At 44.4% G+C, this 24,286-nt stretch carries 21 protein-coding genes and 1 pseudogene; 14 read left to right on the top strand and 8 right to left on the bottom strand.

The window, feature by feature from the left end:
• The first annotated feature begins 172 nt into the window (after nt 1–172).
• Entirely contained in the window at nt 173–1,744 is a 1,572-nt protein-coding gene (gene norR / locus RH86_RS13255; protein ID WP_009386673.1) for a nitric oxide reductase transcriptional regulator NorR, read from the top strand.
• A 75-nt stretch (nt 1,745–1,819) separates the two neighbouring features.
• On the opposite strand, the gene RH86_RS13250 is transcribed toward norR, so the two are convergent.
• Together RH86_RS13250 and RH86_RS13245 are read right to left on the bottom strand one after the other, a co-directional pair.
• Nucleotides 1,820–2,368 (bottom strand): hypothetical protein, encoded by a 549-nt coding sequence (locus RH86_RS13250; RefSeq protein ID WP_009386672.1) that lies wholly within the window; start codon nt 2,366–2,368, stop codon nt 1,820–1,822.
• A 288-nt stretch (nt 2,369–2,656) separates the two neighbouring features.
• A complete protein-coding gene (locus tag RH86_RS13245) occupies nt 2,657–3,616 on the bottom strand; it encodes a questin oxidase family protein (protein ID WP_009386671.1) in 960 nt (319 codons plus the stop codon).
• A gap of 225 nt (nt 3,617–3,841) precedes the next feature.
• On the opposite strand from RH86_RS13245, the gene RH86_RS13240 reads away from it, so the two are divergent.
• Nucleotides 3,842–4,276 (top strand): hypothetical protein, encoded by a 435-nt coding sequence (locus RH86_RS13240; RefSeq protein WP_223296347.1) that lies wholly within the window; start codon nt 3,842–3,844, stop codon nt 4,274–4,276.
• Nucleotides 4,277–4,380: 104 nt separating this feature from the next.
• On the opposite strand, the gene RH86_RS13235 is transcribed toward RH86_RS13240, so the two are convergent.
• Complete coding sequence (locus RH86_RS13235; protein WP_005595278.1) at nt 4,381–4,632, bottom strand: DUF2999 family protein; 252 nt, start codon at nt 4,630–4,632, stop codon at nt 4,381–4,383.
• A gap of 159 nt (nt 4,633–4,791) precedes the next feature.
• Nucleotides 4,792–5,050, bottom strand: a pseudogene (locus tag RH86_RS13230) (YdcH family protein).
• A 246-nt stretch (nt 5,051–5,296) separates the two neighbouring features.
• On the opposite strand from RH86_RS13230, the gene RH86_RS13225 reads away from it, so the two are divergent.
• The gene (locus tag RH86_RS13225) at nt 5,297–5,797 is read left to right on the top strand and encodes an HPP family protein (protein WP_009386668.1); all 501 of its coding nucleotides are present in this window, start codon (nt 5,297–5,299) and stop codon (nt 5,795–5,797) included.
• Between the two features lie 91 nt (nt 5,798–5,888).
• Here RH86_RS13225 and RH86_RS13220 read toward each other — a convergent pair whose 3' ends face one another.
• The 3 genes from RH86_RS13220 to RH86_RS13210 are packed head-to-tail and all read right to left on the bottom strand — an operon-like array spanning nt 5,889 to nt 9,489.
• The gene (locus RH86_RS13220) at nt 5,889–6,884 is read right to left on the bottom strand and encodes a toxin-antitoxin system YwqK family antitoxin (RefSeq protein ID WP_009386667.1); all 996 of its coding nucleotides are present in this window, start codon (nt 6,882–6,884) and stop codon (nt 5,889–5,891) included.
• 2 nt (nt 6,885–6,886) lie between these two features.
• On the bottom strand, nt 6,887–8,236 hold the full coding sequence (locus tag RH86_RS13215; protein WP_009386666.1) for a toxin-antitoxin system YwqK family antitoxin: 1,350 nt from the start codon (nt 8,234–8,236) through the stop codon (nt 6,887–6,889).
• Nucleotides 8,233–9,489: a tetratricopeptide repeat protein gene (locus RH86_RS13210; RefSeq protein WP_009386665.1), complete on the bottom strand. Its 1,257-nt coding sequence runs from the start codon at nt 9,487–9,489 to the stop codon at nt 8,233–8,235. The genes RH86_RS13215 and RH86_RS13210 overlap by 4 nt, the downstream gene beginning before the upstream one ends.
• Before the next feature lie 474 nt (nt 9,490–9,963).
• Here RH86_RS13210 and RH86_RS13205 point away from each other — a divergent pair, with 474 nt between their 5' ends.
• The 10 genes from RH86_RS13205 (at nt 9,964) to RH86_RS13160 (ending at nt 22,040) form a co-directional block, all read left to right on the top strand.
• Nucleotides 9,964–11,295, top strand: a complete 1,332-nt coding sequence (locus tag RH86_RS13205; RefSeq protein ID WP_009386664.1) for a solute carrier family 23 protein — start codon at nt 9,964–9,966, stop codon at nt 11,293–11,295.
• Between the two features lie 2 nt (nt 11,296–11,297).
• Nucleotides 11,298–12,677: a guanine deaminase gene (guaD, locus tag RH86_RS13200; RefSeq protein ID WP_009386663.1), complete on the top strand. Its 1,380-nt coding sequence runs from the start codon at nt 11,298–11,300 to the stop codon at nt 12,675–12,677.
• A gap of 209 nt (nt 12,678–12,886) precedes the next feature.
• Nucleotides 12,887–14,137 carry a BspA family leucine-rich repeat surface protein gene (locus RH86_RS13195; protein ID WP_009386662.1) on the top strand — a complete coding sequence of 417 codons (1,251 nt, stop codon included), beginning with the start codon at nt 12,887–12,889 and terminating at the stop codon, nt 14,135–14,137.
• 691 nt (nt 14,138–14,828) lie between these two features.
• Nucleotides 14,829–15,158: a UxaA family hydrolase gene (locus RH86_RS13190; protein WP_009386661.1), complete on the top strand. Its 330-nt coding sequence runs from the start codon at nt 14,829–14,831 to the stop codon at nt 15,156–15,158.
• A complete protein-coding gene (locus RH86_RS13185) occupies nt 15,158–16,333 on the top strand; it encodes a UxaA family hydrolase (RefSeq protein WP_009386660.1) in 1,176 nt (391 codons plus the stop codon). The genes RH86_RS13190 and RH86_RS13185 overlap by 1 nt, the downstream gene beginning before the upstream one ends.
• 113 nt (nt 16,334–16,446) lie before the next feature.
• A complete protein-coding gene (locus RH86_RS13180) occupies nt 16,447–17,418 on the top strand; it encodes a DMT family transporter (protein ID WP_009386659.1) in 972 nt (323 codons plus the stop codon).
• A 110-nt stretch (nt 17,419–17,528) separates the two neighbouring features.
• Complete coding sequence (locus RH86_RS13175; protein WP_005595300.1) at nt 17,529–18,671, top strand: mandelate racemase/muconate lactonizing enzyme family protein; 1,143 nt, start codon at nt 17,529–17,531, stop codon at nt 18,669–18,671.
• Nucleotides 18,672–19,043: 372 nt separating this feature from the next.
• A complete protein-coding gene (locus tag RH86_RS13170; RefSeq protein WP_005595302.1) occupies nt 19,044–19,313 on the top strand; it encodes a DksA/TraR family C4-type zinc finger protein in 270 nt (89 codons plus the stop codon).
• Between the two features lie 337 nt (nt 19,314–19,650).
• Complete coding sequence (locus tag RH86_RS13165) at nt 19,651–21,027, top strand: hemolysin family protein (RefSeq protein WP_009386658.1); 1,377 nt, start codon at nt 19,651–19,653, stop codon at nt 21,025–21,027.
• Nucleotides 21,024–22,040, top strand: coding sequence for a CNNM domain-containing protein (locus RH86_RS13160; RefSeq protein WP_005595306.1), 1,017 nt, complete (start codon nt 21,024–21,026; stop codon nt 22,038–22,040). Before RH86_RS13165 ends, RH86_RS13160 begins: the two co-directional genes overlap by 4 nt.
• A gap of 149 nt (nt 22,041–22,189) precedes the next feature.
• Here RH86_RS13160 and RH86_RS13155 read toward each other — a convergent pair whose 3' ends face one another.
• Entirely contained in the window at nt 22,190–22,987 is a 798-nt protein-coding gene (locus tag RH86_RS13155; RefSeq protein WP_009386657.1) for an AraC family transcriptional regulator, read from the bottom strand.
• 99 nt (nt 22,988–23,086) lie between these two features.
• On the opposite strand from RH86_RS13155, the gene RH86_RS13150 reads away from it, so the two are divergent.
• Nucleotides 23,087–24,208 carry a multidrug effflux MFS transporter gene (locus RH86_RS13150; protein ID WP_009386656.1) on the top strand — a complete coding sequence of 374 codons (1,122 nt, stop codon included), beginning with the start codon at nt 23,087–23,089 and terminating at the stop codon, nt 24,206–24,208.
• Nucleotides 24,209–24,286: the final 78 nt, after the last annotated feature.

Below are 24,286 nucleotides of genomic sequence, written 5' to 3'. Positions count from 1 at the left end.
GTGCCAGATTGTATATCTGTTATTTATCAATTACTTATGTGGTCATGGTGATTTTTGTGTGTCATTTTGACAGTATTGCATTTTGTCATTTGGACACTATAATTGTCTAAATGACACCGCTATGAACGAGCCGGCTTGTTCTTCTTGTTCGTTCGCAAAAGGCAGATTTGTTATGACTTCAACCAGCGCCCAATGGCTGCACATTACCCAAGATCTTAATTCAGCACTGACTCAGCAAGCGCGCTTTGACACGCTGCTGACCACTATTCGTGAGGTATTAAATTGCGATTCGTCAGCATTGTTATTGTTTGAAGATCAGCACTTTAAACCGCTGGCAATTAATGGTTTGGCAAAGGAAGTGTTAGGACGTCGATTTTCAATTGAACAGCACCCGCGTTTAGAGGCGATCGCGCGTGCTGGGGATGTGGTGCGTTTTCCTGCCGATAGTGGATTGCCAGATCCATATGACGGTTTGATCCCTAACTTTGAAGATAAACTGCATGTTCACTCTTGTATTGGCTTACCGTTATTGATTGATGATCGCTTGATTGGCGCGATCACCATTGATGCTTTTGACCCCAATCAGTTTGATCGTTTGAAGAATCAAGAGTTGCGATTTATTAGCGCATTGGCTGCGGGTGGCCTACATACTGCACTGCTCCTTGAGCAGCTTGAAACACAAGCCAGCTTACCGCGAGAATCGATTCGAGAAGCTCGCACACTAGGTGACGAGATCATTGGTCACTCGGCTGGTATGAAAGCGTTGCAAGAACAGATTGATGCGGTGGCGGATACTGAATTATCGGTATTAATCATGGGGGAAACAGGGGTAGGTAAGGAGCTGGTCGCCAATGCGATTCATCACCGTTCGGAGCGCTCAAGTCAAACCTTAGTGTATTTGAATTGTGCCGCTCTGCCTGAATCGGTCGCAGAGAGTGAGTTGTTTGGCCACATTAAGGGCGCATTTACTGGTGCGATTAGTAACCGAAAAGGTAAGTTCGAGCTTGCCGATGGCGGTACGCTGTTTTTGGATGAGGTCGGTGAGCTGTCGCTTGAGCTGCAAGCTAAGTTATTGCGTGCTCTTCAGTATGGCGACATTCAACGGGTCGGTGATGACCGCCATATTCGCGTAAACACTCGTATCGTCGCCGCGACCAACCGCATTTTGCATGACGAGGTGAAAGCAGGGCGTTTCCGCGCGGATTTGTATCATCGTTTGAGTGTCTTTCCACTGCACGTGCCACCACTGCGTGAACGTGAAGACGATGTCTTGCTGCTAGCGGGTTTCTTTGCTGAGCAGATGCGCGGAAAGCTGGGGTTGAACAGTATTCGCCTTGCGCCAACGTTAGTGCAAGCACTGAAAGAGTATGCATGGCCGGGGAATGTGCGTGAGTTGGAGCATGTAATCAAACGTGCTGGTGTACTGGCGAAAGCAAGAACACCATCCGCGGATATTGAACTGGTTTTGCAAGACTTTGATATTCAAACATTAGCATCATCTGCAGATAATCTGAGCGGTTTTACGCCACAATGCGAGAGTCAACAAGCGGACGATAGCCAAAGAATGATGCAACAAGCATTTGCTAGCCAAGGTGGCTTAAAACAAGCCACCGATGCGTTCCAAAAACGAGTCATCTTACAAGCATTGGAACAACACCAAGGTAATTGGGCTGCTACCGCTAGGCAGCTTGAGCTTGATAACGGCAACTTGCACCGCTTAGCTAAGCGCTTGGGGATTAAGTGATTATAAGTTTATCGATAATGGTATCTGCTAATTATTTGTAGAGATGATGCCATTATATTTGAATTGATTTATTACTTATGAACCAACGTTTGCTAAATCTTTGGCAATTAATTCAGCGATTAATTCAATATCTCTTGGTTCATCTTCACTATCCCATGAGAATGCGGAAATCTCTATATTGACTGCAATTTCGTCAAAGTAACCATATTTTGTAGTGTATTTCCCCGTTGCAAAACTCGCTAATTTATTGTCATCTTGGTAAATAACTATCGAATGCGCTACTTCTGGTTTATTTAAGGACTCACCACCATAGTTAAATGTGCGGAGGTAGTCGATTTCAATATCAACTTCTGGAGAGTGATCGTTTTTACCTGCAAGAATATTGTTCTCGGACATGTATTGTTCTAAGTATGAGCGAAATTGTTGTGCGAGTTTTTCTGAGTTAGCAAATGACTCATCACCTTCAAGTGCACCATGACCTAACTGTAGGTCTACAGATACGTCAGCAAGGCGGTACTTTGTTTGTTCAGCTTTGAGTGGAGTCGGTTCAACATAATAAGTATACGGAGATGATGAACAAGCACTCAATAATAGAAGAGCAAGAATGGTCGAGAAATATTTCATATCTAAGCCTTTGTATATGTTTGTTATTTGAATGGATTAAAATCCTAATTAATAAAGTCGACTTAGTTCTATTTTATATTAGTAATTAATGCAAAAGTTTACTCCTTTGGTGCAGTCAAGTACGCACTTAGCATGAAATGATTTCAAAGAGCAGTGATTAATTTAGGTAGTCAACAGGGGGAAGTAACGGTTGGGATAGTTTTTCATTATTTCAATTAATTTTGAGCGATTGAACACTATGGATGTTGAAGTTATACCTAGTGTTCAATGAGCCTGATAATTATTAGTTTAATCACTAACCAGCTGATTCAATATGCGTAAATGCGCGCAATGGCCATATTGCTGATATTGCGCGATGCTGCTCCAAGCGAGCTTGATGACATGGGTATCTGAACTTTGGCGGATTGTTTCCAAGTCTAATTGCTCTAGTGGCATGTCACTATCAGCTGTTTCAGTGCGGAAGGTCAGTTTTTCAATGGAAAGCACAGCGCATAAGACGGCCGACCAATAAAACGCCAATGCTTGCTGCGGCTTTTTGCAGTAGGGCAAGATCAGCTGCATTGCATGACAGCTTGTCACAGCGTGCAACACGGTAAAGTCGCGGGTGCTAAGGTAGAGCTCTGCAAACTGTTGGCTAAATTGTGATAGTGTTGCTTGTTGTGGAAATTGATTGATGGCGATGAAACGCTCATTTTGAATCACAGCCCGCATACGCTGAGTAATGGAATTGGCCGAAACCGAGAAGTCGCTAAACGCACTCAGAGCATTGTCGATAATATGAGAAGCGGTGAGATCACTGCGACTCGGAAGTGTAATGGCTAGAAAATGTGCAGCCATGTGCGCTAAACCAAAGGCTACTTCAGTGTCGTTCTCTTCTTGTAAACCATAACTTAAACGAATCATGGCATGGAAAGCAGACGATCCACATCCTTGGATTAAGGTATCGATGTGCTCGCTCATGACTGCTGAAATGCCTTGCGTAGAAATTTGCATTCTAAAGTAGGCCAAGTAATCGTGGAATGCATCTTGATTACCGAGGTGCTCATGCCATTCAAACTTAGCATCAAGCGCATGCTCTTCGAGCAGTAATAAACCGTCATGGTAATCGGTAAAAAAAGAGTCTAATTGAGTGTCGCTGGCACCGAGCTTGCTTAAAGCAATCAAGGCCATTGGCAAGTGATTAGTGTTACCTGACACTCCCGTTTCGATGCCAAATTTCTGCGCTTGTTCGAGTAATTTTGCTAGCATTTATTGTCCTTAATTTTGGTTATCTGTCCTGATTAAATACATGTTAAAACCTCAAGTTAGGTTTGGGTCAACCACTAAATTGTTAACTTTGAACTGGCTCGTATTTGAAATGCCCTCGACTTACTAGGTTATTTGGTTGCTAGCACTGTTTACTTAATTTAGCTTGTCGCCTAATAGCAACACCCCATGACTTGGGCTAAGAACGAAACAGGATTTGAATAGAGTATGAAGAAGAGAGCGATCGTTGTTTCGTTAACGATTTTAGGGTTATTGACGGGCTGTGTGGCTGCGATAGGAAGCGTTGATCAATCAATACGAGAGGCGAGGAGTACATTGAAAGACTACGCTTTGGCGTCTTGCCTTATTGCGATTGATCCGCAGAGTACGCTAGCGCGAGATCTCGCGGGTGTAAAACGAGCGCATTCCTTTATGGGGAAAGGTAAATACAGGATTGTTCAAGATCAGCATACATTTGAAACGCTCAGTGATCCCTATGTAGAAGCCGCGAACTTTATGATTCAGCAATCTGAACGCTTGGTTGGTGTAATGAAAAATGGTCAGCGTTCAAAAAGTTATGGTTGTTTTCAGGCATACCATTCTCAAGCTTTTGAAGATCAGATCCTGCAACAGGATGAATTCATTTTTACTGAGATCGAATAGCCGCTTAGGTAGCCAATTGATGCAAAGGTTAAGACCCCAAAAGGCCGCCAATGGGTTCTCATATCATACCGTTGGCGGTCTTACGTTTTTAGCGCATATAAGGCTTATTTGTTCAGCTGTTCTTTTGCCGCTTCTACTTTGGCAAAGTCTAAGCCTAGCTCAAGTACCGCTTCTTTAATCAATGCTGGGTTCTGCATCACTTGGCCCATTAATAATTGCAGTTTGTCTTGTGGCAAACCCAGTTGGCTGATGGTTGCCATTGCCGCGAGTGGGTTTTGAGTCAGTGTTTGAAAAATCTCACCGATTTGTTGATCGCTAATATTGTTCTCTTTCAACAATGCAATAATTGGGTTCATTACGTTTCCTATTTACACCTAATAAATTCAAACTGCAGTTTAGCACTTGCCGAGAAGCGAGTGTACTGTGAACGCGTTTCTAAGGGGGCGAAAGTAGGGTGAAAAGTTGATGAGTTGATGAGTCAGTCAAAAGCGGCCGACTCATCGGGTAAAGCTATATTAACGGCCTGCTTGTTGGTGATGCTGAGTGAGCTGTTTGAATAGCATATCTTTGAGTTCGACGCGTTGCAGTTTTTAATGTTTGCATATTTTGGTCATCGATCGGGCTGTCTGAGATTTCTAGCTGACGAATATCGTAATCTAATACATGGTATTGTTGCAGATCGGCTTTGAATTTTGGGTTATCATGATTGAGTTGAACAATGTCCAATTTAAGCTCAGGAAAATCTAAGATAAAAGCATGGTTTTCATTTAGCATCGGCATTCTCTTTTCTGTCTGATTTCCCTTGAGTATAGAAGTAATCACAGCAGAGAACTGTGGCATAAAACCCAAAGTGTTGAACTGTTTAATAGAGTTACTTGGGGCTGTTTATGTGGTTACTTGGAGCTGATAAGGTGATTATCTCACTACCCGCACACGGCTCTTTTATGGATCCCGCTTGATCTATGACTTGATACTAGCCACGCTTAGTTATCTATTTGTCATTAGAGGGGCGTTCTTATCATGAAAGAACATTACGTAACGCTATTGCGTGAAAATCGATTCTTAACGGCTATGGTCTCCGCTATTGGTGCCACACTGTGTATTTGGACACTCGCTGCAGTTGATAGCCGCATTGATACGCCCTACGTTTTAATTGCTCCTTTTGGTGCGACGATGGTGCTGATATTTGGGGTGCATCGTAGCCCTTTAGCTCAACCGAAAAATGTTATTTTCGGTCATCTTATAACGGCATTTGTTGGCCTGATATTTATTAACTTTCTGCCAGTTAATTCTCTGACGCTGGGGCTTGCTGTTGGGGTTGGTTTGTTCTTAATGTTGCTTTGCAATGTCACTCATCCCCCTGCGGGCGGAAACCCACTTCTCATTATGCTCACAGGCCATACACGTTGGACATTTCTATTGCACCCAATTCTTATTGGGACGGTGGCGATAGTCGTGCTTGCAATGCTTTACCATCGCTTTATTCCAGGGCATGTCTATCCGTTTGCAGAAAAAGAGTGAGTTTGACTAATGTAACGGTGTATTCAGCCACTAAAACACATTGTTGTTAGTGGCTGGTATTGAGTTTCACTGAATGGTGGGAGGTGAAAGATTATGGAATGTCGAACTGAACCACTCGTCCCTGTTGATATTCAAACGTTGTTTTCACGCCGTTTTTAGTCCAGAGCAGTTCTTCACCATCCAATGTGCCGTGGTTAAAATGGCTGACTGATTGCGGTTGACCATCTTCATACCATGTTTCTTGTTTGCCTTGTTTTAAACCTGCTTGATATTCAGTACTGTGCATTAGGTTGCCGTTCTTATACCAATACTGCTCTTTACCTTGTTTTACGCCATCTTGATAGGTGATGACGCTTTGTGGCTGACCATTGTCGTACCAATACCGTTCTTCACCTTGTAGCTTTCCTTTTACATAGAAAGCATCGACAGCCATCGTGCCATTTTCGTACCAAACCTGGTAGGCGCCATCGTATTGACCATTGTTAAATCCAGCGTGCTGTTGTTTGTGGCCGTTATCGTAATACCACCAATGTTCACCTTGTTGTTTATCGTGGTTAAAATCGCCGCGGTAAGTGAGCTCTTGGCTATCGCTCCAGCTCTGCATCAAGCCATGACGCATACCTTGCTTCATGTTCATCTCTGCTTGTTTATTACCGAAGGTATCCCAAAAAGTTGATAAACCTTCCTCTTTGCCATTGACGTAAAAACGTTCCCAAGCTTTGCTATTTTTTACGTTCGGATAAAAAGAAACGGCGCGACCATCGAGTATATCGTTGCTAAACGTGCGCAATATTTGCAGGCTTCCATCGTAGGCCCAATATTTCGCTTGCCCGTTTTTTTGGCCATTAAGGTAGGTGACTTCACTGAGTTTTTGCTTACTCAACTCGCCACTGTCTTTGTCGTAATAATATTGAATGTCGGTGCCAGAATAAGGCGTAGATGACCCAACTTCGTGTGCTAATAGGGGAGAGCCTTTAAATTCCAGTTGAGCACTGTAAGCACTTAAAGGAAGAAGGCATCCGGCCAATAGAATTCGAGTTGCCCATTGAGGCAATTTCGCGGATTGAAAGATCGGTTGTGTTGTCATTATTAATTACCCATCTCTTGTTCTGATTCTGAATATAGCGTGCCATCGTCAAGCCAGGTACGGCGATTCCCCACTTGCTCGCCATTTTTATAAGAAGTAGCAAGCTTTAACTGGCCATTGCTGTACCACTGTTTTTCCTCACCATGTTGAACAAAACCGTAACCATCACTGCTCATACGAAACGTGACGTTACTTTTGATTTGGCCATTCTCGTACCACTGATTTTCAATGAAAAGGTCGTCTTGATTGCCCTGAATCACTTGATATTTTTGTTGTCCATTGTCATACCATTCATTTTGAAATGGCGTTTGGCTGCCTTGCTCGAAGTCGGTTCGGCTCGCGATCTTGCCGTTGCTAAACCATTGCAATTGCCAGCCATCAAAGCGGCGTTTAACTTGATAGCTTTCAGAAGTACGTTGATTGGTATTAGGCTGTATCTCAATTTGTTTACCGGTTTCGGTTGCATAGAAACGATTCAAGTTCCCCTGTGGACTAAAGAGGTGGAATAAGCCATAGGTGATACCGTCTCGGTAACTGCGTTCAGCGATCAGCGTGCCGTCCTTAAACTCTTGAGCCATTCCTCGACGTTCGTCATCGTGATAGAAACCGCGTAGATCGAGTATCGATTCATTGTTGTCATTCAACAGATAAACAAGACTTAGGCCTTCAAGGTCACCTGCTGTCTCAAAATATTCTTGTTTGAGCGTGCCATTGGGAAAGTATTTACGTGTTAATCCTTGCTCTTCACGATTGAGGTATTTTTCCTCGGTTTCCAAGTAAGGTTTTTTGTTTTCGACTCGATAGCTAATGAATTCCCCATTTCGGTTGCCATTAACGTAACGTGTTTTCATCGCGGTTTCGCCATTTTCCCATCGGAGGCTCTCACCACTCTGTCGCCCAAATTGATAGTCAGTACGATAACTTGGTTGGTAACTCGGGTTGCCATCGGCATCTATATTTCTGGAATTCAGCGCCCAAGTTTGCGTTGTGCCGTGTTCTTCACCATTAAGCCAGTGGTGTTGTTCTTTTAGGCGTCCATCTTCAAACCAGAGGTAACTCGGGCCATGTTTTTTACCGTTTAGGAAGTACTCTTCGCGTTCTAGTTGGCCGTTTTCAAACCAGAAATAACGCACGCCGTGTAAATGCCCATTCACATAGTGGGCTTCAGCATCTCGGTTGCCATTGTCAAAATTGGCAGTCGCTATCCCGCTATAAGGTTGATTGGTCGCCTTAACAAGAGCAATGGATTCTCTTCCTTGTCGCTTAAATTTCAGATCAGAAAAAGGAACTGCGTAGGCAGTTACAGAAGAGAATAAACTCGTTAAAAGAATAAGCTGAGATAATGGTCTCATAACATGCTTCCTTGATTACATACGTCAGGGCTACGTTGACAAATCGTCGCCTTCAGCCCCAGATCGGAGTCGTGATTTTCTATCATCAATTGAACCCAAGGGTAGGCTTCTGCATCGAGTTCTTGTGGTGCACGAACATAGGTTGCCACAAGCAAATGCAGAGCTTTCGGTTCAAGCTTCGCAATCGGTTTAAAGTACTCACGCGCTTTTTGTTGGTCTTTTTCGACTAGTAGGCCAGCGCTGTACATGTAGCCCAAATTTTGTGCTGCGCACGTCGCCGCTTTTGCCTGTGCTTTTTCTAATAGTGCCAAACCTTTCGCACCATTTTCTGCATTCTCTTCACGCGCTCGTATCAAGTTAATGCCGACATAACACATAGCATCAGCGCTACCTTGCTTAACCCCGAGAGCCATGGCTTTGTCTGCTCTCGCCCAGCGCTCATCGCCCTCGGTGTGTTGAACGTAATACTCACCCAATAAGTAGCTTGCCTCGCCTTCGCCCATTTTGGATGCCTGTTTGAGTAATTTAGCCGCATCATCATAATTTTTGGTATTCAGCAGATTTTTGGCATTAGCCACTAAACGCTGAGATTTGCTCAGTAAGGTTAGATCTTGTTCTGGTGCTGTCTCAGGACAATGATTCATGACTCGCGTAATCATTTCAGCAAAGCCATACATAGGTAGACGGCTTTCAAAATCAAGGGTATCTGGCCTTAGTTGATACTCAGCCTCGATGTTTACTCGAACGGTTTTGGCCTGTTTTAGCGCGGTGATAAACGAGGCGGTTGGTTGGAAAAATAACTGGCGGTAGCCGATTTCTGGCGAGTAAAGGTGTTTGTTTTCGGCGATCTTCGGCTGGTAGAAATAACGAGAGCCGTTATCGAGCGTGAATAAAAACTCTGCGTCGATATCAAAGAAGTCATAAAAATCCATCGCAGAATCAGTGACGCCCATCTTGATTTTATTGTTATCACAAAAGGCGTAAAAACCGTCAGCAACCCACCAATCAAACTGAGGTTCACCACGATAAGTCGCCCCTTGGATCTGTTGTTTACCATCATCATCTTCTGTCACGTTTGAGGCGAAATAGACAGGGCTATCAGGTATATAACCATGAGTCACCACGCCATTCAATTCGACAGCAGTACGTTTTTCATCAACCGTATTGAAAGATCTCTCCAGTGGTTTGGCTGTAGTGGTGTAAGAGCTAAAAATAGCCATTAAAGATAATAAAAAGAGAGGTTTGGTTTTCAAGTGAAACTCCAATAAAAGGGGAGTAATGGCTTAACGGTAATCGATAACCAATACGTGCTGTTACGTCAGGCGTATTGGCTAGTGCAATTTATGACCGCGCTATAGTAGCAAGGCTATCTTATTGAATCGATGATAAATTTTCAAAACAGCTGAAGAGTGAACGCGGCGACTGATCTTTATTACGAACCCCACTCATCACGATAAAAACATTTAATTGAGCAAACGTTTGCGCAACTCGATTATTGAGTTAGAATCAGCCGCACATCAAAAATGGTGATGCCGATAACACTTTTCTCTTCATTTGCATCCCATCGATTCAGTTTTTTGAAACGCCAAAATCAGAAATATATAACTAGAAATACGAACTCACGGTTTGCGTCGCTTATTAGCGTATGCAGGCTTTGTACAACCTAAATTTGCCGTTGATAACTTCGTTAATTGAAAAGTTGCCAATCGCTAAGTACTCAAGTTGCTATGAATACTCACCAAGCTAATCACTCAACCACTAACATTGATGAAAAAATATCGATCCCGCGTTCGCTTTCTTTAGGTGCCCAGCACGTATTGGCGATGGATTTGTATATTGTGCCGATTATCCTCGCGAGTTTGCTATCGTTAACCGTGGCAGATACTTCCTCTTTGATTCAGATGACGTTTGTCGTAGCGGGCCTTGCGACCATTATTCAATCGCGTTGTTTATTGAAGTTACCAGTAATGCAAGGGCCGTCCTATATTCCAATCGGAGCGGTCGCAGCGATTGGTAAAACGATGGGAATGGGTGCGGTGTATGGTGCATTGATTCCGGTAGCGATTTTCGTTGCTCTATTGGGTAAGCCACTGAATATATTTAGCAAACTTGTACGCAAGTTTGTTCCGCCGATTGTTGGCGGTACGGTGATTATCGTGGTGGGAATTTCACTTCTACCGGTCGCTTTTAATGGTATTTACACCGGTGAAACTGCTAGTCAAAACATCGTCATTGCTTTAGTAAGCATCGTTTCACTGTGCAGTTTTATTTTACTCGGTTGTATGCATAAGCGTTTGCATTGGCTGCGTCTAACATCGGTACTTGGCGCGATCATTCTGGGCACGATTTCCGCGACCTTCTATGGTATGAGTGACTTCTCATCAGTAACAACCGCTGCGTGGGTACAACTACCAAGCTTATTGCCATTTGGTGAATTGACCTTTGATCCTGTTGCGATCATGACCATGCTATTCATCTCAATGATTGTTCTGGTTGAGACAACCGGTACGTGGTGCGCGGTTAGTGCTGTAACGGGTGTTGAGCTTGAAGATGAGCGCCTTAATCGTGGTGCAACGGGCGAAGCTGCGGGTCATTTCCTTTGCTCGCTGCTTGGCGGTAGCCCAGTGACGGGGTACTCAACTAATGCGGGTATTATTGCCGTAACCGGTGTTGCTTCACGTCGCGCGATTATCGCCGGTGGTTTTATCCTATTGTTGCTGGGCTTAATGCCAAAACTAACCAGCTTAATCGCATCGATTCCTCACGCGGTTATCTCAGGCATTTTCTCTGTGATCTGTGTAGTGATTGCAATGAATGGCTTCCGTGTTATCCAACATATTCAACTATCTGAGCGCAATATGCTGGTGGTAGGCTTACCGATTATGCTGTCACTGGGGGCGGTTTTAATGCCACGCGAACTGGTTTATGCCTTGCCAGAGTTAGTGGGTTACCTCGTTAATTCTGGTATCGCAATTGGCGCCTTAGCGGCGGTCATTCTTAACTTTATTCTTCCTCAAGATCGCGTTTCAGATGAAACATCTGTTGAGAGTGAGGCATAACAATGAATAGCCCAATCTATAATACTCATCATGTCCAATTTGCGATCGTCGGCGACACCTTTCATACGCCGATTAAAGGTGAATTTGAATTCATCCGCGATTACTTAATTCTGGTTAACCTTGATGGTGATATTGATGCCACCTTTACTCCGGAGCATCCTTCGTATCAAGCATTACTGACGGCATTAGCAGAGCAAGGAAAACTGCAAACTTTACGCCAAGGTCAGTACTTGATGCCGGGCTTGGTGGATTTGCATTGTCACGCTCCGCAATGGCCGCAAGCCGGTAAAGGTTTGGACTTGCCTCTCTATGATTGGCTGCAAAACTACACCTTCCCATTGGAAAATCGCTATCAAGATGTCGAGTTCGCGCAAGCGATCTATCAAGACGTGACGAAAACGCTGCTGGCAAACGGCACAACCAGCGCGGTTTATTTTGCGTCGATTCATCGCGAATCTACCGAGCTGTTGGCGCAAACCTGTTTGGATTTTGGTCAACGTGCTTATGTGGGCAAGATCAACATGGATAACGTTGAACAATGCCCAGATTTCTATCGTGAAAATGATATAGCTCAAGCGTTTGCAGAAACCGAAGCGTTCGTTAGCAATGTTTTTGCGTTACCTGGCAACGATAGCGGTTTGGTCAGCCCGGTTATTACACCTCGTTTTGTGCCAAGCTGCACACCTGAAATGCTCAATAAGCTCGGCTCCTTAGTGCAAAAATACGATCTGCACATGCAAACTCATTGCTCTGAAAGCGATTGGGCACGCGATTATGCTTTGCAGCATTATGGTAAGAGCGATGTGCAGATCTACGCGGATGCAGGCTTGTTAAATAATAAATCAGTGTTGGCACACTCTATCTTTTTAACTGAGCACGATGTTGAGCTGATTAAGCAGTTCAATGCGGGGATTGCCCACTGCCCACTCTCCAATATGTTCTTTGCCAATGCGGCAATGCAAACTCGAGAGCTGCTGGATAGCGGAGTACAAATTGGTTTGGGTAGTGATATTGCAGGTGCGCCATCGCCTTCTATATTCCGAGCTGCCTTTGATGCGGTTGCTCACTCGCGAGTGCGTGAAGAAGGCGTTGACGTGATGGTGGCGGCTGGTGAGCGTGGTACGGCTAACGCCCGCATCAGTTTTGTTGAAGCGTTTTGGATGGCAACCGCAGGTGGCGCTCAAGTACTCGATGCTAGAACGGGCGTGCTAAGTGCCAAGCATCATTTTGATGCCCTTGTGCTTGAAGCAAGCCCATTGATTGGTAATTTACGCATTTGGCCTGAATTTGATACGCCACGGGACATCTTAGAAAAAATGGTCTGCTTAGCGCAAAAAGAAAATATCCAACAAGTTTGGGTACAAGGTAAGCAAGTCATTTAGCCACGAGTGCTAACTATTGGAAGAAAAAAGAGACAAGCGAGGGCTTGTCTTTTTTTTTGAATAATGTTTACGTCGCCAAGTTCGATCTAAAAGCAAACATTTTACTCATGTTGATGCCTATGTTGCGATAGAACCCGCAGAATGTCCAAGCAAGAGCAGTATAAAATCTGCACCGCTAAGTTACTGTTAAAATGGATTATAAAACGCTCATGAATCATAGTTACAAGATCACGTTTCTCGCTTCGTCTCTCTTATTATCGGGTTGTTTTGGTGAAAAAGTCCCACCACCATCAACGGTTACCTGTAATGAACAAGCGGTAGGGAGTTACGTCGAAGTCGCCGGAAGTCGCTATCTTGTGGTTGATGATGTTAGCGTTCGAGAACCTTCAAATCTTGCTCAGTTAGCGGCGGGCTCGTTGAAATATTGTACGAGTCACGTAACGAACATGCAGGATCTGTTTTTTACCAATAAGACCTTTAATCAAAATATTAGTAACTGGGATACGTCTCAAGTGACCGATATGGGGTGGATGTTTCACTTTGCCCATGCCTTTAACCAACCGATTGGTTTGTGGGACGTGAGCAAGGTAAAAAATATGACAAGCATGTTTACTCGCTCTGCGTTTAACCAACCTATTGGTGACTGGAATACCGCACAAGTGACCGATATGAGTGGCATGTTTTCAGATACGTCATTTAATCAAGATATTAGTCGTTGGAATACCTCTCAAGTACAGAACATGTCAGTCATGTTTTCCGATACACGAACATTCAACCAAGACATTAGTCGTTGGGACACGCAAAATGTGACCGACATGAGCTACATGTTCGATAGTGCCGCGGCATTTAACCAGCCCATTGGTAATTGGAATACGTCTCGCGTGCAATTTTTGTCAGGGATGTTCTCCCAAACGAAGCAATTTGACCAACCTATTGGTGAGTGGGATACCGCCAAGGTGACCAAAATGGATTCTATGTTTGATGGCGCATCACGTTTTAATCAAAATATCGACCAATGGGATACAGCAAATGTTGTCGATATGAATGCGATGTTTATGGAAAACCCCATTTTCAATCAACCAATTGGGGGGTGGGATACATCCAAAGTGGTCGACATGAAATATATGTTTTGGGAGGCTGCCGCTTTCAACCAACCTATTGGTCAATGGGATACTTCTAATGTAAAAAACATGAGCTTTATGTTCCGTAGCACGAAAGCGTTTGATCAAGATCTCAGTCAATGGGACGTATCTCAAGTGACCGAAATGGATTTTATGTTTAGCGACACAAAGGCTTTCAATCAAGATATTAGCCAGTGGAAGATTAATCCTGATGCTTATTATCTTTCGATGTTCGCTGGAGCAGATGCGTTCAATCAAGATCTCAGTGCATGGGGAATTGCTCGCAGTAGCCTTGCGCTTTATCCCAAAGAGCTATTTGGTAATAAACTACTAAATTGATCATTGGCCGAGCCGATTGCTCGCTAGATGAACGAAGGCCCAAATAATATCTAAAAGAGACAAACATCGGTTTGTCTCTTTTTTTTGCTCAATCTATCTTTTGCGCTTCTTGTTAATCACGCCTTTTTCTAATGAACCGATTATGAGTTGGAATATGCACTTTTCTTTGCGGTGTTGTGCTTTAGACTGGTCTGTTTTAAGCATTCCGGCGTTAACACTGTCCTGACCCCAAAATACCCCCGTTAAAGTTCAGTGCCGCTCTGTGTATCTCATCGATTTGTGCTTATTTGGCTGCGTTGTAGTTGGTAGCAAAATTTGAGCTGTTGTTAGTTTGTGTCGCTTGTTTAGTGGGCTATTGAAACAAAATCGATTGTTTTGCTGAATACTTGTTGGTGCGTCAGGAGGTAAAACTGGCCAAAATAGGTGATTTTGTACCAAGTTTCTGCTGTTTTTTGACGAATTTTGCCTTTGTGAGATTTTGTTTATTTTTTATAAAATTCAATTTCTTATCTTATTATATTCCGCATTTCTCTATCTGATTAGCGCACATTTAGAACATCACATTTTCATATGTTGAAAGTTATTACATCATTTTGTGACTTTTGTCATATTCTGTCTTTTGTTGATCTGTATACTGCCGATTGTCGAACAATAGACAGTTAACTGTTAATCGCAAACAGAGAATATAACAATGAAAGCAATAAAACTTTCTCCTACAGACAACGTAGCGACGCTACTGGGTGACGTGGAAAAAAACGAACGAGTAGAAATTATTTCCGCTGACAATGAAGTGATCGCAGAAATCAACGCGCTGCAGAAAATTACCTTCGGCAATAAGATCGCGCTTTGCGACATGGCGACGGGTGAGCATATTTTGAAATGCGGTCACTCAATCGGTAAGTCGATTGTTGAAATTCCATTGGGTCAACTTGTCCATGTACAAAACGTTCGCAGCGAGCGTTTAGACATTCCTGAAGCGATCATCGAAGAAATCATCAAACAAATGGGGATTGAGCAATAATGACGACGACATTTAAAGGCTACCCGCGCCCAAACGGCACATTTGGTATTCGTAATAGCGTAATGATTGTTGCGATCGATGAATGCTGTGAAGGCATTGCGCGCAACATTAGCAAAGAAATCGATGACTCAGTTGTTGTAACTAACCACTACACCTGTATGTACGGTGGCAACGAAGAGATGATCGACACTATCATCCACACCGCAACCAACCCGAACATTGCGGGTGTGCTTGTTATCGCGATGGGTTGTGGTTCTATCGACCCGCAAATGATTGCAGAACCAGTACGCAAAGAAGGTTTACCTGTTCACGCTCTGACGGTTATCAAAAACAAAGGTACCATCGAAACAATTAAAGATGGTGTTGAGCTAGCAAAAGAGCTAAAAGCATACGCGGATAGCGTAGAGCGAGTGGATGCTCCGGTATCGGCATTACGCATCGGCATCAAGTGTGGCGGTTCTGATACTTCAAGTGGTCTTGCATCTAACCCATCAGTGGGTGCGGCATCAGACAAATTGATCGACATGGGCGCAACGACAATGGCAGGTGAACTGCTTGAGCTTCTCGGTTGTGAAGAGATCTTAAAAGAGCGTTCAGTTACACCGGCAGTGGGTGAGAAAATTGAACGTCTGATCGCTGAAGATCTAAAACGTTGGCACGTAATCGAAGGCACTGAAACCATGTCTATCGGTAACAGTGTGGGTGGTCTAACAACGATTGATGAAAAATCACAAGGTGCGATGCACAAAACAGGTACGCGTCCTATTCAAGACTGCCTGCGCATCAACCATATTCATCGTGAAAAACCAACTACTCCAGGTTTCTACTTAACGGAAACAACCATGTTGTGTGGTGGTGCAGCGATGCATTTTGCATCACTGGGTTGCCAACTCATTCTATGGACTGCAGGTGCTGCAGGCTTTAACAACTCAATCGTTCCGGTAATTCGAGTGTCTGGTAACAGCTCTCTCATTACGGCTGATATGGATATCAACGCTTGTGGAATCATGGACGCAACAGACACTATCGACAACGTTTCAAATAAGATCGTTGACCGTGTGTTTGATGTTGCCAATGGTGAGCCGACCAACCTAGAAGGTGTTGGTTTTGCTTACGCTTCTCTGTACCAGAAAGATCAACGTTTAGAACACGTTATCGGTATTTGCCCACAATAATATTTACCAAAAATAATAATTGTCCCCCAAGCAAATACTGAATCCTACATCTTGATGTTGCTTGGAGATATCCAAAAGACGTTATTGCAACGCCTTTATATGAGAATAAAAAAATGAGTAAACCTGCTCCAAATAAATCACTTGGTCTAACCATTGCTCTTGTTTGTGCTGCCCTTTGGGGTGCATCGTTCCCACTTGGTGGCGTGCTGGCCGGTAAACTGGATCCAGTTGTACTAGCCATTGCTCGCTACGCAATTGCGACGCTAGGTTTTGTTGTTCTATTCATGTTTTCTAAAAAGCATACGCTAAAGAAAATTCAAAACAAAAAAGACGGTTTTCTGTTGGCTGCAGCAGGTGTATCTGCTCAAGCGGTGTTCTTTTACTTCACTATCCTAGCGTACGAATACACTTCATCGGGTGAGATCGGTGTTATCAACGGTATGGCACCGTTCCTAACTATGCTTGCGGTATTTGTGATTGATAAGATCAAGCCATCAGCGCCAAAAGTATTTGCTGTTGTGCTATCTCTTGTGGGCGCGGGTGTTATCGCTTATGACCCATCAAACAAAATCCAAGGTCTAAACCTAGGTCACCTGTTTGCACTATTTGGCGTGCTTGGCTTTGTGACTTACAACTACATCCTGGGTAAATTTGGTTCAGACCTAAACTCTCGTTACGACACGTTCTCAAGCTGTTTCTACCAATTCGCTGCAGCGACAGGTGCATTGCTTGTTGTTGGCCTAGTAACCGGTGCAGATTTCTCTTCAGCTGTAGTACTCGTTGAAAATGGTAAACACATCGGAAGTATCCTAGCGCTTGGCTTGCTATGTTCAGGTATTGCATACGCGCTGTGGGAAGTGGCAACGCTGAAAACTCAGGATGCGGTTATCACCACGATGGCGCTGAACGTTCTACCACTATTTGCAATGATCGTCGCTTACTTCCTACTTGGTGAGTTGATGACTCTACAAAAATTGGCTGGTGTTGTGACCGTAGTTATCGCCCTATGTATCTACACCGTAGGTGACCGTTTCACTAAGAAAGCCGTTATTGAACCTGTTGTTGATGAAAAAGCGGCAGCGTAATTCCGTCTAATTATCTGCCAGTTTCGGTACTGGCAGTCTCTTTCCTGCTCGTTAGATAGCTCCACGATTTAATCTGCAGGAAAGACATTTTAAAATATCAGAGAAACAAAATGCTATTTAACGAATTGAAAATCACTGAAGTAGAAGTTATCCACCTGCGCGTACCTGCTTTTGATGAAGCCTGTGAATGGGGTGAAGATGGCGTATTAATTCGCGTTCATACCAACGCAGGTATCACTGGTGTGGGCGAGTCTGACAGCTCACCGATGATGATCGAAGCGTGCATCAAAGCGTCTCAAAGCCACGGTTCTTCACAAGGTCTAGAGCGTCTTCTTGTTGGTGAAAACCCACTAGAGATCGAGCGTCTTTACACCAAAATGTATAACGGCACTCATTATGCTGGTCGTCGTTCAACCATGATCCACGCAATCTCTGCGATCGATATGGCATTGTGGGATATTGCTGGTCAGTTCTACAAAGTACCAGTATGGCAACTACTGGGTGGTAAGTTCCGCGAGAAGATCCGTGCTTACGGTACGTTTATCCCGTCTGCTATCAAAGAAGAAAACGTTGCTCGAACGACTGAGCTACTTGCTCAAGGTTTCACTTCGCTAAAATTTGGTGGTGGTCCGCTAGGTAAAAACGCGGAAACTGACTACGAAATCATTAAAACCGTGTGTGAGACAGCACGTGGCATCAATAAAGACGTTGAAATTGCAATCGACCTAGCAAGCGCATGGCGCACTGCGGGTCACACGATTGAAATGGCGAAGAAGCTAGAAGAGTTCAATCTATTATGGATTGAAGAGCCAATCACCGATGATGTACTAGCAGGTTACCGTAAGGTTTCTCAATCGACTTCGCAAAAGCTGGCTGGTGGTGAAACACTAACGACTCGCTACGAGTTCGCGAACTTTATCGAAAAATCAGGTGCTGACTTTGTACAACCAGACGTAACACGTTGTGGTGGTATTACTGAGATGGTGAAGATCTACGATATGGCGCACATGGCTGGCATGAAGCTTGTACCACACGGTTTCTCAACCGGTATCCTGATTGCAGCAACGGTTCACTTCCTTGCATCTCGTGAACACGGCGATCTGATTGAGTACTCTCAAAGTACCAGCCCATTGTTTACGTCACTAGTGAAAAACCAAATTGCATTTGAAGATGGTTACGTAGCCGTACCAAACACCCCAGGATTGGGTGTTGAGCTTGATGAAGAAATCATCGCGAAGTACCGCGTTAACTAATCAAGTTGTCCGTTTAAGTAGGGGCGCAATCTGCGCCTCTAATTAAAGCTCACTCGTACCAAGCGTTTGGGAGCAAGGTAAGTCGTTAAGTCATGGGTTAGGCTGACGTCATAGAGTGGAACAGGCAAAGAGACAAACTTAGGTTTGTCTCTTTTTTTATTTTAAGCCAGGAAAAATGGAGTTTAACGCAAGGTTAAGCTGTCTCTGTGATTGTGGATGTGAAGAAGAAAAATGCCGCAATGAGCACCACGGGTTTAGTCATATACGATTATTACAGTTGTGTAATAGTGATTCCCTTTCGCGGTGGATTATCAACGTGAGTAAGTTGTTTGATAATACTCTCCTAGTCATTCATTAAATTTGGAGATCATTATGGCTAATGGATTCACCAGAGATGGTGGCGTTCAAGATCAAATCGATGCGACGGTGAGCGATGCAATTAACCGTGCACGAGCAAATCTGCATAAAGAGTACAACGAGACCGACTATTGTTTGGAGTGTGGTGAGTTGATCCCTGCCGCTCGCCGCAAAATCATGCCGGGTGTTGAGTTGTGTGTTGAGTGTCAGCAAAAGCAAGATGCTCTATTCAAAGCAAGCAGCTTGTTTAACCGCCGCGCGAGTAAAGATAGCCAACTACGTTAATCAAAAGCAACATGCTCGTTCATTGAGATGGCGAGATTAAAAATGCGGTCTACACTCATTCTATATTGTAACAGGCGGTAACGCAGTAAATGGTGGGCGCTCGTCGGGGCGCTCTAATTGTTCTTAGTGCGTTGTATTTCCTAAGCTGATGGTTTTTCCAGTGGTTCACTCTGTCGAATTTTGTTATCAGGGTATTATGTAACTATTAACTAGACGAATTAACGCCAGCGGGAATATACTGTGCTTCTTATTATTACTTAGGATTAATTTGTGGACCCCAACTCTAGTCGATTGTGTCACCCCTTACTGGTATTAACTATCAAGGGAGGACGCAGCAATGATTGAGCCCCTTCTTTCCCTTCTATTCGGTATTTTCTTCATCTTGGTCATTATTGCGCTAAACGGTTATTTTGTTGCGCAAGAATTCGCTTATATGGCGGTGGATAGAGCCAGACTTGCGACCTTAGCCGCAACGGGTGATGAAGCCGCAAAACGCGCTCTCGCGGTAACCAAACGAACCAGCTTTATGTTGTCTGGCGCGCAGCTTGGTATCACAGTCACAGGCCTAGTATTAGGTTTTGTTGCCGAGCCACTCGTCGGTCAATCGATGGGTGTGTTATTGCAAGGTTTTGGATTATCGCTTGAGTCAGGGATTGCGATTGGTACTGTCGTTACCCTTGGTGTTGCGATGGTTGTGCAGATGATCATGGGTGAGCTTTACCCTAAGAACCTTGCGATTGCTAACGCAGAGCCGATGTCACGCATGATGTCTCGTTCGACTTTGATTTACATGTCTGCGTTTGGCTGGATCATTAGCTTCTTCGACAAATCGGCTAACTTACTGCTGCGAGCGGTTCGTATCGAACCTGTGCATGACCTTGATGTCAGTGCATCGGAAGAAGATTTACATCATATCATCGCTAACTCACGCGAAAGCGGAGATCTGCCTGTGGAATTGTCACTGATGATGGATCGTATCCTCGACTTCCCTGAGCGCGATGTGGAACATGCAATGGTGCCTCGTTCGCAAGTGGATTGGGTTGAACCTGAAACCACATTGACTGAACTGCTGTCATTGATGGCGCAAGCACACACTCGTTACCCAGTGATCAATGACGATGATGCACCGGTAGGTGTGGTTCATCTATCGGATGTACTGGCGCGAATCGACTCGGGTAATGCGGATGACACGGTTGCTGAGGTGATGCGACCAGCAACGGTACTCCCAACCTTGATGCGATTGCCCGATGCACTAGAGCACCTAGTAACGTCAACAAATCAGTTGGCATGTGTCATCGATGAATACGGCGGCTTTGCGGGCGTGTTGACGATCGAAGATCTGGCGATGGAGATCGTGGGTGAAATCACCGATGAGCATGATGAAGATAATGGTGATGCAGTTGTGTCTGAAAGTGGTAACGTGTGGTTAATGGAAGGCGATGTCCATATCGATGAAGTTGAACGTGCGATTGGTTATGACTTACCACGCGGCGATGTAGAGACTATTGCGGGTATGTTGATTGCGGCACGCGGTGCATTGCCTGCGGAAGGTGATACCGTCACTATTGAGCTGCCAATTGATCCTTCAGAGCTGGCTTCTGGTGAGCCGATTGCACGCCATCTAGAGGTGGATGTGCTACGTATTGAGCGACATGTACCAACTGAGGTTCGTGTAAAACTGGTAGAGCAACCAATCGTGGAGGATGACGCATGACCGATCCTTTGATTGTCACCCTAGTGACGACCGCTCTGATTATATTGAGTGGCTTTTTCGTTATCATCGAATTTGCTTTGATGGGTGCTCGTCGTCACCGTTTAGAAGAAATCGCCGTTGAAAGCGCTTCAGCGCGTGCAGCATTACGCGGTATGAATGATCTAACGCTGATGTTGGCGGGTGCTCAATTGGGTATCACCTTCTGTACATTTGCATTGGGTGCAGTGACCAAACCCGCCGTTGATCAATGGGTTGGTCCGGTATTTCTAGCAATGGGTTTACCATATTGGGCCGCAGATGCCGCCGCGTTTGGTTTCGCACTATTTGTGGTGACATTCTTACACCTAGTTGTCGGTGAGATGGCGCCAAAATCATGGTCTATCGCACACCCAGAAAAGTCAGCATTAGCCATCGGTATTGTGGCAAGAGCCTACGTTTGGCCACTACGTCCATTGTTAAATTGGATCAATAGCATTGCTAACCGTTTGGTGAAAGCGTCTGGTGTTGAGCCAGTAGAAAGCGCGGCAGTTGGTGGGCAAGATGTCGATACAATTCGCCAATTGGTAGAGCACTCAGGCAAAGTGGGTACGCTGAAACCAAATATTCAAAAGCAACTGTCTGGCTTGATTGATCTAAGCTCAATACCTGTTGAAACCTTAGTAACAGAAGGCCAGGTGATGGCGCATGTTGATAAGAATGCAACGGTTGCTGAAGTGCGTGCTGCGGCGATGGCATCGGGCCACTTACGTATTCTAGTCTGTGGCAAGTCAGGTCTAAAACCGTTAGTGGTTCACGTGCGTGATACGCTTTTAGAGCCGGCGGAAAAGCCAGCACGAGAAGTGGCTCGTAATGCGTATGTGCTTGATTCAAAAACGCCAATTTATGAAGCTCTAGCGCGTATGCGTAAAGCGAGTGTGCAGTTAGCTGTCGTAAGTAAAGACGGAAAAATGGTTGGTGTAGTGACACTGGCTGACATTTTAAAACGTGTTCTACCAACGACCGCTGCTAACTAATGCATTGTTGATGAGCGTTAGCATTGGCGCTTAATACATAACACGTAACGATGCCATCAATCAGCATAATGCTATTTGGCTGGCACAAAAAGGACCGAGCATGAAAATGTTCGGTCCTTTTTATTGTCTGCTTTCTAACTAACAAAAGCCTATTTGCTCAGTATATTTAATGTAACCGCATTATTTTTCATAAAGTTTAATGGGGTAAGCCCCGTTTGCTTCTTAAAGAAAGCGATAAATGCACTGTCAGAAGAGAACCCTAGCCAATGGGCGACATTACTCACTTGCATTTCTCTCGACAGTAACTCTATCGCTTTTAATAGACGCCATTGATGTCTCCAGTCTTGATAGGACATTCCGGTTTCGGCTTTGAATAGCCGAGTGACAGTTTTGGTGCTAGCTCCTACTGAATTGGCAACGGATGTTAGATCAGGCACTAAAAAACAATCTTGCATGAGTTGCTCCCGAAATGGTTTAAATCGCCGATTTGAGGGGAGGGGGAGCTGGAAAGAATGACGCGTCGCGGCATAAAACTCTTCCCAAAAAAGAGCGGTGGTGTTGCACATTTCATCTTCTGGTTTATCCCATTGCCATAGCGCCATTTTATCAATCAGTGCCTTTAGTAGCGCGTTTACGTCAATGGTTATTATGTCTTTTGGGCAATTAAAAACACTGCAATCAAAGTACAGGGAGCGGTAGGCAACGACATTTGTCATCATTGCGCGATGTTGGGTTGAAGGAGGAATCCACACCGCTTTTGTGGGCGGTAAAATACAGATGGCGTTATCTAGAGCAAAGCTCATGCATCCTTGAGGAGCAAAAAGTAATTGGCCTTTCTTATGCTGATGCATGCCTGAATCATGCTGACCTATCTCGGCGGCTATTCCAACCACGCTGGTATTTAATTTATCAGGGTCGAATTGGATTTGCTGATCAATAATTGCCATATGTCCGAATTTTGATGTTTTTGGTTTTTATGTTGTTAATGGGTAAAGCTTAGCCCCATTTATACTGTGCGCCAAGTTAATTCATAGTGAGGATTCGAGATGAATACCAAACCTTCTTTATGGCTGATGGTCGTCATGCTGATGTTTCCACAAGTGGTTGAGACCATCTATAGCCCAGCATTAAGCTCCATTGCTCAATCATTCTCGGTCAGCGATTCTCAAGCTGCTCAAACGTTATCCATTTACTTTTTGGCTTTTGCTATCGGGGTTGTGGTTTGGGGGCTGTTGGCAGATAAGTTGGGCAGACGGCCGACGATGATTATGGGTCTATCTATTTATGGCTGCGCCACTTTAGTTGCTATGCAAACCAGCCACTTTTCTATCTTAATGTTCGCAAGAGCACTGAGTGCATTTGGTATCTCGGTGGGTTCTGTCGTTACACAAACGATGCTGCGTGATGCGTTTAGTGGTAAAGAGTTAGGAAAAGTATTTAGCCTAATGGGAATGGGGCTTTCGATGAGCCCTTTAATCGGCATGCTATTAGGCGGCCAACTGACTGCGGCTGGTGGCCACCACTATGTGTTTTTAGCCCTTTTTGTTATGGCTGTGGTGTTATTGGTTTATAACTTACTGAAGCTTCCTGAAACTCAGCGAGAAAAACGACCAATACAATTGGTGGGCTTGAGCGTTAAGATGCTAAAAGATAACCAGATATGGCTATCTGCTTTGTTGGTGGCTTTGTACAACATTGCGATATTTTCCTATTACCAACTTGGCGCCTTTATTTTTGTCGACCTTGGTTTTGGCTCCCAACAATTTGGCTACAGCGGCATTGCATTAGGTATTGGTACGTTGCTTGGAAGCTATTTGAATAAGACGTTGCTGTCGGAAAAAATCTCTCAGAGCTTTCTGTTGTGGGTATCTGCTTCTTTGCTAACTATCGGTGCGGTGGGTGTCTATCTTACCTTAGGGTCAATTTGGTTTATTATCCCGATGGTGTTTGTGGTGATTTCGTTTGGCATTGCGATCCCAAATGTACTCAGTGTTGCGTTAGTGAAATACAAACAGCAAGCGGGCAGTGCCGGCGCTTTGTTTGGGTTGATTTACTACCTGATGATTGGTGGCGGCTTAGCACTTGCCGGTACTGTGCAGCATCTAGGGTTTGTGCTCATTGGGTGCAGCACAATCGCTATTTTAGCGACAGCATGTCATAAAGCGTGATGACCTAACCAAGAAGCGCTCTTCGCCGTTATTTGCTAGAAACGGTTTTGCTTTTTGCTAGTCGTTGAATATAAAAAC

The organism is Vibrio sp. N418 (assembly GCF_000222565.1).
GTDB lineage: Bacteria > Pseudomonadota > Gammaproteobacteria > Enterobacterales > Vibrionaceae > Vibrio > Vibrio scophthalmi.
This window is presented reverse-complemented; position numbering and strand designations above follow the sequence as displayed.